Source organism: Leucobacter sp. cx-42, from assembly GCF_014529985.1.
GTDB lineage: Bacteria > Actinomycetota > Actinomycetes > Actinomycetales > Microbacteriaceae > Leucobacter.
The window spans coordinates 504,969-520,472 of the sequence record NZ_JACVMU010000001.1 but is presented as its reverse complement, the minus strand read 5'-3'; the positions used below and the strand labels follow the sequence as shown (position 1 = coordinate 520,472).

11 protein-coding genes are annotated in these 15,504 nt (G+C 60.6%); 9 read left to right on the top strand and 2 right to left on the bottom strand.

Annotated elements, in window-relative coordinates; genetic code table 11:
• The first annotated feature begins 18 nt into the window (after nucleotides 1-18).
• From ICM05_RS02310 to infB, 8 genes are all read left to right on the top strand, one after another.
• Complete coding sequence (locus ICM05_RS02310) at nucleotides 19-324, top strand: hypothetical protein (RefSeq protein WP_188022925.1); 306 nt, start codon at nucleotides 19-21, stop codon at nucleotides 322-324.
• Entirely contained in the window at nucleotides 321-2,318 is a 1,998-nt protein-coding gene (locus ICM05_RS12880; protein ID WP_188022924.1) for an alpha/beta hydrolase, read from the top strand. Before ICM05_RS02310 ends, ICM05_RS12880 begins: the two co-directional genes overlap by 4 nt.
• A gap of 28 nt (nucleotides 2,319-2,346) precedes the next feature.
• On the top strand, nucleotides 2,347-3,060 hold the full coding sequence (locus ICM05_RS02300) for a hypothetical protein (protein WP_188022923.1): 714 nt from the start codon (nucleotides 2,347-2,349) through the stop codon (nucleotides 3,058-3,060).
• Entirely contained in the window at nucleotides 3,060-3,692 is a 633-nt protein-coding gene (locus tag ICM05_RS02295; protein ID WP_188022922.1) for a hypothetical protein, read from the top strand. Before ICM05_RS02300 ends, ICM05_RS02295 begins: the two co-directional genes overlap by 1 nt.
• Before the next feature lie 259 nt (nucleotides 3,693-3,951).
• Entirely contained in the window at nucleotides 3,952-8,214 is a 4,263-nt protein-coding gene (locus tag ICM05_RS02290) for an FtsK/SpoIIIE domain-containing protein (protein ID WP_251364433.1), read from the top strand.
• A 107-nt stretch (nucleotides 8,215-8,321) separates the two neighbouring features.
• Nucleotides 8,322-9,317, top strand: a complete 996-nt coding sequence (nusA, locus tag ICM05_RS02285) for a transcription termination factor NusA (protein WP_188022920.1) — start codon at nucleotides 8,322-8,324, stop codon at nucleotides 9,315-9,317.
• A 140-nt stretch (nucleotides 9,318-9,457) separates the two neighbouring features.
• Nucleotides 9,458-9,715 (top strand): YlxR family protein, encoded by a 258-nt coding sequence (locus tag ICM05_RS02280; protein WP_188022919.1) that lies wholly within the window; start codon nucleotides 9,458-9,460, stop codon nucleotides 9,713-9,715.
• 74 nt (nucleotides 9,716-9,789) lie between these two features.
• The gene (infB, locus tag ICM05_RS02275) at nucleotides 9,790-12,630 is read left to right on the top strand and encodes a translation initiation factor IF-2 (RefSeq protein WP_188022918.1); all 2,841 of its coding nucleotides are present in this window, start codon (nucleotides 9,790-9,792) and stop codon (nucleotides 12,628-12,630) included.
• A 345-nt stretch (nucleotides 12,631-12,975) separates the two neighbouring features.
• On the opposite strand, the gene ICM05_RS02270 is transcribed toward infB, so the two are convergent.
• A complete protein-coding gene (locus tag ICM05_RS02270) occupies nucleotides 12,976-13,746 on the bottom strand; it encodes a DUF805 domain-containing protein (protein ID WP_353055793.1) in 771 nt (256 codons plus the stop codon).
• A gap of 168 nt (nucleotides 13,747-13,914) precedes the next feature.
• On the opposite strand from ICM05_RS02270, the gene rbfA reads away from it, so the two are divergent.
• A complete protein-coding gene (gene rbfA / locus ICM05_RS02265) occupies nucleotides 13,915-14,424 on the top strand; it encodes a 30S ribosome-binding factor RbfA (protein WP_188022917.1) in 510 nt (169 codons plus the stop codon).
• 106 nt (nucleotides 14,425-14,530) lie between these two features.
• Here the strand turns inward: rbfA and ICM05_RS02260 are convergent, their stop codons facing one another.
• Entirely contained in the window at nucleotides 14,531-15,433 is a 903-nt protein-coding gene (locus ICM05_RS02260; RefSeq protein WP_188022916.1) for an A/G-specific adenine glycosylase, read from the bottom strand.
• Nucleotides 15,434-15,504 lie beyond the last annotated feature (71 nt).

Below are 15,504 nucleotides of genomic sequence, written 5' to 3'. Positions count from 1 at the left end.
CCACCTGGAGGTAATGAAATGGTTCTGCTCAACATCGGGCTGAATGACCTAACTGAAGCGGGAAACAAGCTGGTATACGGCGGCAACCTGATGGTGCAAAACAACGTCCCCAGACCTCAAGACCTTGCGACCGGCGTGACAGGTATCGGCGGCGAAATTACAAGATTCTTGCTTGGGCTGCAGGTAGCGCGCGCGGCTCTTGCCGATGCCGCGAAGACCACGCATGGCGGTATTCGGGAATTGTGCGGCGAACTGACCTCACTCGACAAGGAATTTGCAGGCGTTCTCGCGACAGGATTTGCTCTTCGAGGTGACGAAAAGTGAGCATTGTCCTTCCGAACATCCGTCAGCACCTCGGTGCTTCACCCATTAGTGGCAGCACGGCTGAGTTGGAGGCGGTGCAGAAGTTTATCGCCGACGTTGAACGGGACACCTCTGGTTATGACTCCTCGGTGTGCTCCGCTGCAGAATGGCTTTCACGTCAATCATCGGAGGCCGTTGATCGGCTTCGAGTTCGGCTGCAAGAGACGCTTTCAGCTGGCGCAAAACGAGTAATCACAAGTACTAACGATGCGAAGACAGCATTGCGGGCCTACGCAGCCGAGGTCGAGGTCATTCACCGGGAAGCACGCGCAGTGATGATTGACACCGAAATGGCGTTCTCCTACATCCGCACCGCGGAGGCGAAGCTTTCCGAGATTGCCCACGAAATTGGCCGCCCTGGGTTGGTGCCAACGTACTGGAAAGAAGGGCCCAAACCATTCCCACAACCCAGGCTTGACTCTCGCGGTGACGCAATGGATGTGGCAGAACGGGAGGCGATGATCTCCCAGATGCGCAACATGTACGAACACGCTTGGACGATTGCAGCCAGTGAGTGGAAGCAAGCTCTCGAGACTGCAACTAGTTCGCCCAATAAATGGGGTGCGCTCTGGGAACGCAGGCGAAATGCAGAAGACAAGCTGCGAAGGTGGTTGCAAGATACTCCAGTCGGGCACCTAATGGGGCTAAGCCAGAACAGCAAGGGGCTTCAAACAAAACGAACAATTGCACTCGGGTTGACCGGCGAAGCCTGGGGCGGAGTCGGAACCTCCGCCGAGTTCAAGATTGATTGCCCGTCGTTAAGGGACCTCTTTGGCGGAGAGCCTGGAGTGGCCTGGTGGGACTCACCACCTGAATCTGAAGTAGTCATCTCCTGGTGGTTAGGCCTGACTCTCGAACAGCAAGAGTTTCTCATTCGCGAGCGGTCAGTGGTTATTGGAAATCTTCCGGGCTTGTCATTCGTCACAAGAGATAGGGCGAATCGCGAAACCTTGCGAATTATTGCTGCAAACCCGGCAGGCATTTCGGCGGATACCGCGAGACTGTTGTCAGGTCTTCAAACCGCCGTTGAGACGAAGCTTTCAGGAAATCTAGCTGGCGTCGAAAGGCAGATCGTTTCCCTAAACACACTTGTTGACCCACCTTGTGCAGCAATGAGCTTGGGGAACCTGGATCATGCTGAACGTATTACGTGGTTGGTGGCTGGCATGGAAAGCAATGCTCCCGCAGCGATTCGAAACTGGAACCAGGTGGGTCGCAACGTATTCGAAGAGCAAAGTAAACACTCATCAATTGCTGGAGAACACGCTGTCGCTGTTTGGCTGGGGTATGACACCCCGGCATTGGGTGATTCAGCGAGCTCCGCAGGAGTATTGGGGTCGGAGAAAGCCTTTGCAGGGGCGCAACGACTTGCTGGTGAAATCGATGGCACTTACCGGAATTCTGGTCAGGTTTCGAAGCGAAATCTAGTTGTAAATGTAGGTGCTCATTCCTACGGCGTGAACACTGCGTCGATCGCGCTCACACTCACGAAGAAACCAGTGGACTCGTTCACAACATTTGGTAGTGCAGGCGTAGACATGCGTTATGTGGCGAACCTTTCATCTTTGCACGTGCGAGAACGCGAGCCCGGTCAGCCCGCAATCTACGCAGTACATGCGGAGGACGACGATATTGCTCCTGTTGGGGCCGCTTTTTCGGGCCGTAAAACCTTTACGGACCAGCCGCAAAGGATACTCGGCCTAGAAGGACCGGCAAGTATGCCTGGAGTCATGGTGTTTTCTGCTGAGGGCGTTGAAAGCCAAGGGCTTCGGAGGACGGACGGTCATGCGGTCATCGGAGATGGCAATGACAACGGATTCATGGGACAGAGTGCGTCTGACGGGCACGGGTATCTGGACCGAAGCACGCAGTCTCTTAACTCGTTTGCTCGCATCACGTCTGATCCAAAAGGAGCTGAGGTAATTGGCGGATTCAAAAGGTCAATCGGAAAGTGAAAGCAGACTTACGCAAGAAAGAGCATCAATGACGAAAACACTCTTCAGATACCTTTGCGTTGGGCTTTCCGGGCTTGCTCTTCTTTTTACGGCTTCTTGCTCGGAAGCCGGAAATGAGAAGTACTGGGGAAACGGCGCAACATCAGTTGAACAAAGGCGTTGGATCGGAGCGCAATTTGAATCAGTAATTGGGGCAAGCGGTATCGAACGTGGCTGGGTCCAAGGGTACGATCCGCAGCTTGTGGAGTGGAGAAACGACGCCGCATCACATGGGCGAATTCTTGACTCTTTTGGCCCAGGGATGTGCTCTAAAAGATTCAGTGACGATATTGAACGGATGAACTTCATCGGACTTCTCAAGAACAGCGAGTTTGTTGGTGACGCTAGGGACGCTCTAAAGAACGTCGAATCCCTCCTAGCAGCGTCTGGCTGGGTATCGACGTATTCAGAAGGTCCGAGCGAGGGGGAAGCTGTCGTTAGGGCAAGCCGAGATGATGGAGCGGGAATCGATCTTCACTCGCTGAAACGCGGCTTGACTCTGTCGGTGACCTCGCCGTGTTCTTCGATGCCCTACGACTATGGCGGTATTGACCGCGACACAGTACCGAGCGTTTTAGACCCGGTGGTGAAGGACTTCCGCAGACTTCCCAGCACGAAGGAAGAGCGTGCGGCTTGGTCTCCAATGCAGAGAGACCCCGAGGAAGAACAGCAAAACCTCGAGCTCGAAGAGGAGTCGAAATAATGACGCGTCAATTGAAGCTGTGGCGGGCCACCCTGGCTCTGCTTCTCTGCTCGAGCACCCTGATGATCTCTGGTTGCAGCGCCGCCGAAGACATGAGCGAGCCACGATGGCCTACGGACACCGAGCTGGTAGACCTCAGACGGTGGATGGGAGGTACGTACGACTCCTTGATTTCGGCGACTGGCATCGGCGACGGGTGGACTGTGAGTTCCCCAACCGGTGACGTTGCGTGGGACGGAACGCTGGAGAACAGGCTGCGCGCGCTCGATGCGTTGCGCCCGGTGGCATGCGAGATGCCCTACGGAGCGACCGAGAGCCGGAACCGTCTGCATGAGAAACTCACGCTGACGGGGGACGGGGTGGACTACGTGGAGTCCGCGGAACGGATGTTCGCGTACCTCGAAGCAGACAGTTGGCTCGTGGTGTTTTACAACGAGCCAGAGCCCGGCCAATGGGAATACGAAGCATCGGTTGACGAGGAAGCCAGAATCAGAATTCACGTCAGTGAAGAATCACTCTTCGTCACAGTGGACTCACCGTGTTCTTCTGCTCATACGATGCTGGATCTCAACGGGATCGACCGTCAGCCGAGTGTGATGGATGCTGGCTCGCAGCAAGGTGTCAGAACGTGAGGTCGAATGACACAAACTGGAGTTCAAATCGATGAAGCTCCAGACAACGGTAGTGACGCATGACGGAAACCCTCACGACATCAGTATCGAATTCGGGGCGACGAGCACAGCATCGGAGGTGAGTTCCGCGCTTATTCGCACAGGCATGACCGGGAACCCTGAACTGGAAAGGATCGCGCTTCACAGTGCCGCACCGCTCACGTTGAGTGTGCGCGCTGCTGGACAGGCAGGGGAGTGGATCTGCGATCCACACTCCCTCATGAGCGGGACGATGAACGTCTTGGGCGCAACCATTCGCCCGATGCTTGAACAGGCGGTCCGTGTTGATGCGGTGCGCGAGATACAACCCGTAGGCGAAGCAGAAGTGCTCAATGGCGAGCAGCAGGGCGCAAAGTTCAGTCTTGTGCCCGGCGCGAACGTGATTGGCCGTGAACCTGGAAGCAGAATTCGGCTGCTTGATCAGAGCGTCTCACGGAAGCACGCGGTGCTGGAAGTAATGAACGCGGGCAGCATGGAGCTACGTGATCTTGGTTCCGCGAACGGCATTCTCATCGCAAATCAGCAGGTAAAGGACTTCCGAATTGCGACTGTCACCAATGTAGAAGTAGGCACAATCAGTCTGCGGATCACGCCGTGGGGAGTGCGACCTGACGCTACCCTTCAGCAGAGGCGAGAGCCGCACGTGCGAAGCCCCCGCGTGGAGCAGAGATTCCCTGCATCGGAACGTGAATTGCCGTCTGCCCCGAAACCGCCTGAGCCGGTGCGTGTGCCAACCGTCGGCCTGATTGCACCCATCTTGTTGGGAGGGGCAATGTATGCGTTTACTCAGTCGCCTCTCAGTCTCGTCATGATGGCGTTCTCCCCGCTGATGATGCTGGGGACCTGGCTCGACAATAGATCCACAGGGAAGCGTAGGTTTCGTCGGCAGAACAAACAGTTCACCGCTGAGCTTGAACAGGAAAAGCAGGAACTACAAAACTTTGCGATAGAGGAGGTCGCAACAAGAAATGAGGAACACCCAAAGAACCAGATAACAGATCACGCAGTGGCAGTGCGCGGTGAGTATCTGTGGACACGGAGACCTGAACACGAGGCATTTTTGTCGGTCAGGCTCGGAGAAGGAATGCTGCCGAGCCGAACACAGGTGAAGCTACCGAAGCGGAATGAGGCCCCGGTAGAGCTCTGGGACCAGCTCAAGTCTGTGACTGATGCGCACGAGAACGTAGGTCCGATCCCCGTCGTGGAGAACCTCACTGCGTGCGGAGCGCTAGGCATTGCGGGTGAGCTGACTGATGTGACGCGAATTACACAATCCTTGGTGACTCAACTCGTGTCTCTTCACTCACCGCTCGAGGTAGGGGTAGTGAGTTTCATTGATGAGCGAATTGAGCAGCACTGGTCGTGGCTGAAGTGGATCCCCCACACTCGCGCAGCTGAACAAACGATCGAGCAGTGGCCACTGACTGTGGTGAAAGGTCGTGGTGAGGGTAAGACAACGCTCGCCCTCATCTCAACCGTTGAGGCGATCATCGAACTCCGAACGGGGGAGAGCCGGTCTGGCAGTAGCGCCCGCCTGCTCCCCGTACTGGTGATCTTGGTACTCGGTGACCCCGGGACAGTACGAGCGCGTCTCACCGGGATCGCTGAGTGCGGACCCAGCGTGAGTGTTCACGTTATCTGGATGGCGGAGAGTTCAATCCAGCTGCCTGCAGCCTGCCGCACGTTTGTCACGGTTGATGGGCAAGGTGCCCGCGCGCACTTTGTTCAGGAACGCAAAGTGGTCACGCTCACGGGAGTCGAACGGTCAGAACCCCAGGCAGCACACACGCTTGCGCGCATGCTCGCACCTATCGTGGACGCCGCAGGGATCGACCGGGTAAGCGTTGAACTGCCAAACAAGGTGAATCTCAGAGACCTTTTGCAGCAGGACATTCTCAGCGGGCCGGCCCCCATACAAGTTGCGTGGCATCTTTCGGGGAGCTTGCACAGCAGCTGGAGAAACCACCGTGCAGGCAAGATGGTGGCGCTCGCTACAACTGTGGGGCAGGGGCCGGCGGGGCCGATCCGCCTCGATTTGAAAGCGGACGGCCCGCACGCCCTGGTCGGTGGGACAACTGGTGCAGGGAAGTCGGAGTTCCTACAGACGTGGATCATGAGCATGGCGGCGACGGTAAGTCCAGAACGGCTGAACGTCTTGTTGGTCGACTACAAGGGTGGGGCGGCGTTTGCAGAATGCGTGGATCTCCCGCACACGGTGGGGCTCGTGACCGATCTCAGCCCGCACCTCGTCAGGCGGGCGCTCACCTCGCTCCGGGCGGAACTGCGGAAACGGGAAGAACTCCTCGCGGAGTACGGAGCCAAAGACCTCGCTGCGATGGAACGTGAGGGGAACCCGGCCGCGCCGCCGGCACTGGTCATCGTAATTGACGAGTTCGCGGCGCTCGCCGCAGAGATCCCGGAGTTCCTCGACGGCGTCATTGACATCGCACAGCGCGGAAGATCTCTTGGACTGCACCTCATCATGGCGACTCAGCGTCCGGCAGGGGTGATTAATGACAACCTTCGTGCAAATACCAACTTGCGGATCGCGCTCCGGATGGCTGACGAGGCCGACAGCAGAGACGTGATTGGCACGACGGAGGCAGCGCTTTTCCCACCAGAATTCCCGGGCCGGGCGATGGTGAAAACCGGACCCGGCCGTGTGACCCACTTTCAGAGTGGCTACCTGGGCGGGGCTGCGAACGAATCCGACAAGCAGGAGATCATCATTCGCTCCTTCGGTACGAGCGAGGGGGAGCCGTGGCCGATCAGCCCGGAAGAACGGCGGCCGCGGAAACGACGAAAGCAGGCGCGAGATATTGAGCGACTTCGTGATGCAATCATCGACGCGAATCAGGCCGAGGGGATCGCTCCGCCGAGAAGACCGTGGCTCGACGAGCTACCCAGTAGATTGACGCTTCAACAGCTGCAGTGGTCGAGATCTGCCGGTTCCGAGCTTGATCGGTACCAACCTGGCGATGAACCCATGATCGGGCTGTGCGACGACCCAGAGCAGCAGGCGCAGTATCCGATCTCGCTGCACTTCGAGGCAGACGGGAACATCGCAATTTACGGCGCGAGCGGCACGGGCAAAACCACGGCATTGGTGTCGATCGCCGCGGAACTCAGTGATGCCGACGGCTCCACCCCAGTCGAGATCTACGGGATCGACGCGAGCAACGGAGGGCTCGCGTTACTTTCGGCGCTGCCAACGGTTGGCGCCGTGGCGCCGTTGCATGACGAGGAACTGGTGGAGCGGATCCTGCGTCGGCTCACGGAGTACATCTCCGATCGCGGGAACCGATTCGCCGCGGCGCGTGCGGCCTCGCTCTCGGCCTATCGGACGGCGCGACCGGCGGATCGGTTGCCCAGGGTGTTCCTGCTCGTTGACGGCATTGTGGCCTACCGGCAGGTCGCAGAGCGTGACAGCGAATCCGCCAAACTCATGGATGGGCTCGGGGAAATCATGATGCACGGGCGTTCGGTAGGTGTGCACGTGGTGTTGACGGCGGACCGTCCGGCAAGTATCCCGCATCGACTCTCCGCCCATGTGCAAAAACAGTTCACCCTGCGTCTCGCAAACGCGATCGACTACGCCGCCGTCGATGTAAAAGGCGATGCGCTTGATGACGCCTGCCCTGGGCGTGCATTGGCCGCAGGCGATACCCGGCTGCTTCAGCTCGCGCTGCCAGTGGATGCGTGCGAACTACAAGAGTTCGACGCAGAAATACGCGATCGAGCAGAGCGGCTGCTCGCCGCGGGTAGTGAACAGGTAGCTCCGGTGCAGAAGGCGCCGACCGAGCTCCTGTTGGAAAGCCTGGGGGACTGGGTCGCCGGCACACTCGCCTCGGAGGACCGAGCAGGGATCGGGCTACGGGTGCGCGAGCTCTCGCTCGCGACGATGCCGACCCGTGGGCTGGCGGTGGTCGCGGGCGGAAGTGGGCATGGCATCTCCGAAGCAGCACTCGCTTGTGTGACTGCTGCCGCCACCGAATCACAAGAAACCGTGCTGCTCACGTTCGCGCAGCCAGGGCTCGCGCACCGATTCAGCTGGGGTCGGGTGGCTTTCGGTGCGAAGGAAATCGCAACAGTGGCACGCGAACTCGCAGACGAGTGCGCAGGAGACCAAAACAGTACAGGACGAATTATCGTGGTTGAACGATCCGCGCTCGCAGAAGGCACCGCCGCGTTAGCACCGCTCGCGGCGCTCTGTCAGGCCGCCAAGCGAGCCAAGCACGCCAACGTGTTAGTGATTTGTGAGTTTGAATGCGGATCCGCCGGCGGGGTCTGGGAACTCGCGCAGGCGGTGAAGCAGCCGACCTGGGGCGCGCTGCTGCGACCGGACGAAAATGAAATGCAGCAGCCCTTCGCTGGACTGGGCCGCGTGCCGAAGGGTGAGTATCCGCCGGGCCGAGGGCTTGTGATCGAAGACGGCAAGACCTACGCAGTGCAACTCGCCCGCGTCGCGCCAGACAGCGATTGACCAGGCAATGAACAGCGCGGTGCGGTAAGCTGAACGATCTGCTCGGGTGCGGTGACGCATCCGAGTCACATCTGAATAGACATTTGAATATTTCATAGGAGGCCACGGTGAAGATCGAACTCGTCACTCTGCGACAGATCGAGCGCGAGAAGGAAATTCCCTTCGGCGAGCTGGTCGAGATCATCGAACAGGCAATCCAGCAGGCATACCTGCGTCACGCTGAGAACCAGAAGCTCCCCGTACCGGACGAGCGCGACGTTCGCGTCATCCTCGACCGCAAGAGCGGCGAGATCTCGGTGAAGGTTCCCGAGCTCGACGCCGACGGCAACGTCATCGGTGAAGCTTTCGTGACCGCAGACGAATTTGGCCGCGTCGCTTCGAGCGCGGCAAAGCAGGTCATTAACCAGCGACTGCGCGACCTTTCTGACGATGCAGTGCTCGGTCAGTTCAAGGACAAGGAAGGCCAGATCCTTTCGGGCGTCATTCAGCAGGGCCCCAACCCCCGCATGATCCACGTTGACCTTGGCGACGTCGAGGCAATCATCCCTCCCGAAGAGCAGATTGCAGGCGAAGAGTACACGCACGGTTCGCGTATCCGCGTCTACGTGACCGCAGTCGCAAAGGGCCAGAAGGGCCCGCAGGTTACCGTATCGCGTACCCACCCGGGTCTCGTTCGTCGCCTCTTCGAGCGCGAGGTTCCCGAGATCGGTGAGGGTCTTGTGGAGATCGTTTCGCTCGCACGCGAGGCAGGCCACCGTTCGAAGGTTGCTGTCCGCGCAAAGCAGGCAGGCATCAACGCAAAGGGCACCTGCATCGGCGAAATGGGCAGCCGCGTACGCGCTGTCATGAGCGAGCTTGGCGAAGAGAAGATCGACATCGTCGACTACTCGCCTGAGCTTCCCCGCTTCGTTGCAAACGCACTTTCGCCCGCAAAGGTGACCGACGTGTTCATGCTCAACGAGTCGCTCAAGCAAGTCCGTGCACTCGTGCCCGACTTCCAGCTCTCGCTGGCAATCGGCAAGGAGGGTCAGAACGCCCGCCTCGCTGCAAAGCTCACCGGCGCGAAGATCGACATCCAGCCGGATTCGATCATGAACGACTAAAACCACGCCCCTTTTCGGAACCGCCACGCGTAAGCGCGAAGTCCCGAAAAATAGCGGGTTCAAGGGCTGGCCTGGGATTCAACGTCCCAGACCAGCCCTAGCCCCCGAGCCTGAATGCACGCACTACGGAAGCTGGTAAGATGGACGCGGTTCGAACATGCGTCGGATGTCGTGCTCGTGCGGAGCGCGGCGAACTTCTGCGGGTGGCAGTACACGACAATCAGCTCATCGTTGATGATCGTGCGGTGCTTCCCGGTCGCGGATCATGGGTACACCCCACCGCGAAGTGTTTGAGCCAGGCAGTGCAGCGTCGTGCTTTTGCACGTGCGCTGAAAGTGTCTGGGCAACTGGACACAACACCCCTAGAGAACAGGCTGAAAACGCTGATGGATAAGTAATGAACGGCTCACGATGAGGCCCGTCCGTTAATAATGGTTCTCGCCTGTCTGGCGTGAACCCAGACAGGAGAAAAGTGGCAAACCCACGCGTAAGCGAGATCGCCAAGAAGCTCGGCATCGAAAGCAAGACTGCTGTTGATGTTCTGAACAACGTACTGAATGAATACGTTAAGAGCCCGTCTTCGACGATCATGCCCCCCACCGAACGTAAGCTCAGTGCGTACGTCGACGAGCACCCCGAGCTCGTAAAGGCACCTTCGGCAGACGCTGCCGATGAGAAGCCCGCTGCCCCCAAGGGTGCAGCAAAGCCCGGCGCTCCCAAGCCCGGCCCCAAGCCTGCAGCGAAGCCCGCTGCAGCGAAGCCTGCTGCCGAAAAGGCAGAGAAGGCTGAGAAGCCTGCCGCTAAGGCAGCAGCGCCCAAGGCGGCTCCGAAGGCTGCGGGTCCCAAGCCTGCAGCTGACAAGCCCGCTCCCAAGGCTGCTGCTCCCAAGGCGCCTTCGGCAAAGCCCGGCGCACCTGCGCCCAAGGCTCCCGAAGCAAAGGCTGCTGCTGGCAAGCCCGCAGCAGCAAAGGCTGGCGCACCGAAGCCCGGTGCTCCGAAGCCCGCAGCTCCCAAGCCCGCTGGCCCCCGTCCGGGTAACAACCCGTTCGCGTCGAGCCAGGGCATGGGCATCCCGCGTCCTCCCCGTCCCGGTAACAACGCCTTCTCGGGCAACCAGGGTGGCGGCGCACGTGGTGGCAACCGTCCCAACCCGGGCAACATCCCCCGTCCCGCTCAGCGCCCCCAGGGTGGCGCTGGTGGTGGCCAGGGTCGTCCCGGCGGTCCCGGTCGTCCCGGTGGCGCAGGTCGTCCCGGTGGTGGCGGCGGATTCAACCGTCCCGGTGGTGGCACCGGCGGCGCTCCCGGTGCAGGTGGCGGCTTCGCTGGCCCCCGTCCCGGTGGTGGATTCGCAGGTCGCGGCCGTGGTGGCCGTGGCGCTGGCACCGCAGGTGCATTCGGTCGTGGCGGCTCCAAGAGCAAGGCACGTAAGTCGAAGCGGGCAAAGCGCGCAGAATTCGAGATGCGTCAGGCGCCGTCGATTGGCGGCGTTCAGGTACCTCGCGGCGACGGAACCACTCCGATCCGCCTGCGTCGTGGCGCTTCGCTCTCGGACTTCGCAGACAAGATCAACACCAGTGCTTCGAACCTGGTGACGATTCTCTTCCACCTCGGTGAGATGGCTACGGCAACGGAGTCGCTCGACGAGGCAACGTTCGAGATCCTTGGCGACGAGCTGGGCTACAAGATCCAGGTCGTTTCGCCCGAGGACGAGGATCGCGAGATCCTCGAAGGCTTCGATATCGATATCGATGCCGAGCTCGAAGAAGAGGGCGATGACGTCCTCGAGAAGCGTCCCCCGGTTATCACCGTCATGGGCCACGTCGATCACGGTAAGACCCGTCTGCTTGACGCGATCCGCCGTGCAGACGTTGGTGGCGGCGAGGCTGGCGGTATTACCCAGCACATCGGTGCATACCAGGTTCGTACCACGCACGACGGCAACGACCGTGCACTTACCTTCATCGATACCCCGGGTCACGAGGCGTTCACCGCTATGCGTGCCCGTGGTGCTCAGGTCACCGACGTTGCAATCCTCGTGGTTGCAGCAGACGACGGCATCATGCCCCAGACCATCGAGGCGCTCAACCACGCGCAGTCGGCAGGCGTTCCCATCGTGGTCGCTGTCAACAAGATCGATAAGGAAAGCGCGAAGCCTGACCAGGTTCGCCAGCAGCTCACCGAGTTCGGTCTCGTTCCTGAGGAATGGGGCGGCAACGCAATGTTCGTTGACGTTTCGGCGCGCAACAACATCGGCATCAACGAGCTCCTCGACGCTGTGCTGCTCACCGCAGACGCAGGTCTCGACCTCCGTGCAAACCCGAACAAGGCAGCACGTGGCGTCGCGATCGAGGCGAAGCTCGACAAGGGTCGCGGTGCAGTTGCTACCGTTCTGATCCAGTCCGGTACGCTCCGCGTCGGCGATGCAATCGTTGCGGGTACCGCATACGGTCGCGTTCGTGCGATGGCAGACGAGAACGGCGATGCTGTTATCGAAGCAACCCCGTCGCGTCCCGTCCAGGTGCAGGGTCTCTCGAGCGTTCCCCGCGCAGGCGACAACTTCATCGTTACCGCTGAAGACCGCACCGCACGTCAGATCGCTGAGAAGCGTGAAGCTGCAGAGCGCAACGCAATGCTCGCTAAGGCACGTAAGCGCCTCAGCCTCGAGGACTTCACCAAGGCACTCGAGGACGGCAAGGTTGACTCGCTCAACCTCATCATCAAGGGTGACGTTTCGGGTGCTGTTGAGGCACTTGAAGAGTCGCTCATGAAGATCGAGGTCGACGATTCGGTTCAGCTCCGTATCCTCCACCGCGGTGTGGGTGCGATCACCGAGTCGGACATCGACCTCGCAACGATCGACAACGCAATTGTCATCGGCTTCAACGTTCGTCCCGACGTCAAGGCACGCGAGCGTGCACAGCGCGAAGGCATCGACGTTCGCTTCTACAACGTCATCTACAACGCGCTTGATGACATCGAAGCGTCGCTCACTGGCATGCTCAAGCCTGAGTACGAAGAGGTCCAGTCGGGTGTTGCTGAGATCCGCGAGGTCTTCCGTTCCTCGAAGTTCGGCAACATCGCAGGTGTTATCGTTCGCAGCGGTGTCATCACCCGTAACGCGAAGGCACGCGTCATCCGCGAGGGTGTCGTAGTCGCAGATGGTCTCGCTATCGAGTCGCTGCGTCGCTTCAAGGACGACGTCACCGAGGTGAAGGTTGACTTCGAGTGCGGTATCGGACTCGGCAAGTTCAACGACATCCAGGAAGGCGATGAGATCGAGACCACTGAGATGGTTGAGAAGCCACGCGCCTAACTCGCGCGAGCTCCCGGTGAGGGGCGCGGATCATCACTGGTCCAACCCCCGCAACCGGCTCGATTGATACAGCAGAGGGCTTGGTCCGGCATTTCGCCGGGCCAAGCCCTTTGCTGTTGGTATTTGGTGGTGGCACCGGTACGTCGCCTCGAGGTTCCCAACCCGGCCGGGTGATCAACCGCACCGGGAATACGCCAGGGAACGAGTGCACAGCGCCAGGGGGGCGGCACTTGGCACTGTTTCGCTGATCCGCCGAACCCAACAGCACGGACGAGAAACAGCAAGAGGGGCTGGCCGCAGAACCAACAGGTTCCGTAGCCAGCCCCTCAGTGCTGCGCGAAAAGACTACTTCGTGGAAACGAAGCGGCGGCCCTCAGGCTTCGACGGCAGGATCGTGAGCACGAGGTAACCGATGCTTGCAATCCAGCCGACGTAGTTCAGGAACGGAATCATCGAAGCGATGTTCAGCAGCCACAGCGTGCCAGGCATGTTTGCGTCGTGGAGACGGCGCCAGCCGATAGCGATGCTCGGGATGAGAGTTGCGAGACCCACGATGCCCATGAGGATGCCACCGAGTACTGCGAGCACGATCGTGCCGCTGCCGGCAGCCACTGCAGCACCGCTGTTCATCTCAGCGCCAAATGCCGCAGCCGCGACACCCATGAAGCCGATGAAGAACAGAATGCCTGGGATCAGGCCGATGAGGAACAGGAAGAGCTGTGCGTACCAGTACTCGCTGCGCGATGCGCGACCACTGAAGTTTGCGTAGTTCTTGAAGAAGCGGCGCACAGCATCGCCGAAGGAAGCGCCGTAGAGCGGACGAGTGAGATCGTCTGCGCTGATAGCGCCATCGAAGGGTTCGCCGGGGCCGGGGATGGGAAGCTGACCGGGCGCTGCGTACTGCGGCGCAGCGAAGGGCTGCTGCGGCTGCTGCGGAGCGCCGTAGGGCTGCTGCGGCGCACCGTACTGCGGCGGCACGGGTGCTTCGGGAGGCGCGGGAGCAGCGGGCGGCACAGGTGCTGCGGGCGGCACTGCGCCAGCAGGCGGAACCTGCTGGTTGTTTGGCTGCTCGTTGGGATCGACCGGGGGATCGGGGAAGCTCATTGGTTCTGTCACTTTCGGTAGCTGGGGCTGCCCATGGGAAGCCCATGTAATTTCAGGGTATGACATCAGTGAGGATGTGGCGAGGAAAAAGGCGTATCGTCGCCATTTTGGGACCTGGAATGAGTGACGACCTAGGAGTGCCAAGAGCCAAGTCTTGCAAGATCATCTAAAGTGGTGAGTATGAGTAATCCACGTGCCGGAAAAGTTGCCGAGCGCATTCACCAGATCATTGCGCGTCGTCTGGAGAAGGGCCTGCGCGATCCGCGCCTCGGCTTTGTGACCATCACTGATGTCCGCGTCACGGGTGATCTGCAGCACGCGAGCATTTTCTACACCGTGTTCGGTGATGATTCGGCTCAGGCCGACACCGCTGCTGCGCTGAAGGCTGCCACGGGCATGCTGCGCAAGGAAGTTGGCAAGCAGCTGGGTACGCGCCTGACCCCGTCGCTCGAGTTTATTCACGATGAGCTTCCCGACACCGCGCAGCACATGAACGAGCTGCTCGCTGAGGCCAAGCGTCGCGACGAGGCAGCTGCCGCACTTGCGCAGGGTGCTTCGTACGCTGGCGACGCTGATCCCTACGAGAAGCCCCGCGATGCTGACGACGACGCTGAGGGTGGCTTCGATGAGGACGCCTTCTTCGCAGCATCTGACGACGATGATGAAGACGACGAGGACGACGCACGCTAGGCACCTGGCTCGCGAGGCTCGCCCTCACCCTCTGATGCGCTCCGACCGTTCTGGCCGGGGCGCATCAGTGTTTTCTGCGTTCACGGGCGCGGATCAGCCGCAGCGCCTAAGGCAACCGCACGGAGCCTTCGTGCTCGACGATGAGGCCATCTGCGATGAGGGAATCGTAGGCGCGCACGGCCTGCTCCGCGCCCGTCTGAGCACCGCCAACACCTGCACGAACACCAGCACCGGCCGCCACCGCGTCCTCCCGCGAGACGGGTCCGGTTGCGGCACGCATCGCGGCCATGATGAGCCCGCGCACCTGTCGATCGCTGCCTGCGAACTTGGCCTGCTTGGGGCGTTTTGTCGGGGCGTTGTCGGGGAATCCCGATCCGCGCCACTCACAGAATTCTGCGATCGGGCAGGTCAGGCAGGCGGGCTTGCGGGCGGTGCAGACGACGGCACCCAGCTCCATGGCGGCCGCGTTGAACACGGCTGCCTCGGCGGGATCGGCCGGAAGGAGCGCGGCCATGTCGTCGAGGTCCCGTGCGGCGGGCATGCCTGCGGCCGCGCGGCCATGCACCGCGCGTGCAATGACGCGCCGAGTGTTCGTGTCGACGACGGGCTCGGGTGATCCGAATGCGAATGCCGCGACTGCGCGGGCGGTGTACGGGCCGATGCCGGTGAGCGACAGCAAGACCTCTACGTCGCTCGGCACCTCGTCACCGTGTTCTGCGGCGATCTGGCAGGCAGCCTGGTGCAGCCAGAGTGCGCGGCGCGGGTAGCCGAGGCGCTTCCACGCGCGCACCGCTTCACCCGGCGCATCCGCGGCGAGGTCAGAGGGATTTGGCCACCGCGCCATCCACTCTTCCCAGTGGGGGATCACGCGATCGACCTGCGTCTGCTGCGACATGAACTCTGAGACGAGGATTCCCCATGCCGACGTTTCTGGGTCGCGCCACGGGAGGTCGCGGGCGTTCGCCCTGAACCAGTCGTTCAACACCGCTGAAATTTCGTTCGCAACCATCGCTCCCAGTGTAATGATCATGAACGCACACACCGCCGGAGAAAGCCCCGGCCACAGCGGGGTAGGCTATT

Excerpts from the sequence above, each read along its gene's own strand:
- ICM05_RS02290 (WP_251364433.1), top strand. The coding sequence starts at position 3,952 with ATGAGCGGGACGATGAACGTCTTGGGCGCAACCATTCGCCCGATGCTT.
- ICM05_RS02295 (WP_188022922.1), top strand. The coding sequence starts at position 3,060 with ATGACGCGTCAATTGAAGCTGTGGCGGGCCACCCTGGCTCTGCTTCTC.
- ICM05_RS02260 (WP_188022916.1), bottom strand. The coding sequence starts at position 15,433 with ATGGTTGCGAACGAAATTTCAGCGGTGTTGAACGACTGGTTCAGGGCG.
- ICM05_RS02300 (WP_188022923.1), top strand. The coding sequence starts at position 2,347 with ATGACGAAAACACTCTTCAGATACCTTTGCGTTGGGCTTTCCGGGCTT.
- ICM05_RS02280 (WP_188022919.1), top strand. The coding sequence starts at position 9,458 with ATGGACGCGGTTCGAACATGCGTCGGATGTCGTGCTCGTGCGGAGCGC.
- rbfA (WP_188022917.1), top strand. The coding sequence starts at position 13,915 with ATGAGTAATCCACGTGCCGGAAAAGTTGCCGAGCGCATTCACCAGATC.
- ICM05_RS02310 (WP_188022925.1), top strand. The coding sequence starts at position 19 with ATGGTTCTGCTCAACATCGGGCTGAATGACCTAACTGAAGCGGGAAAC.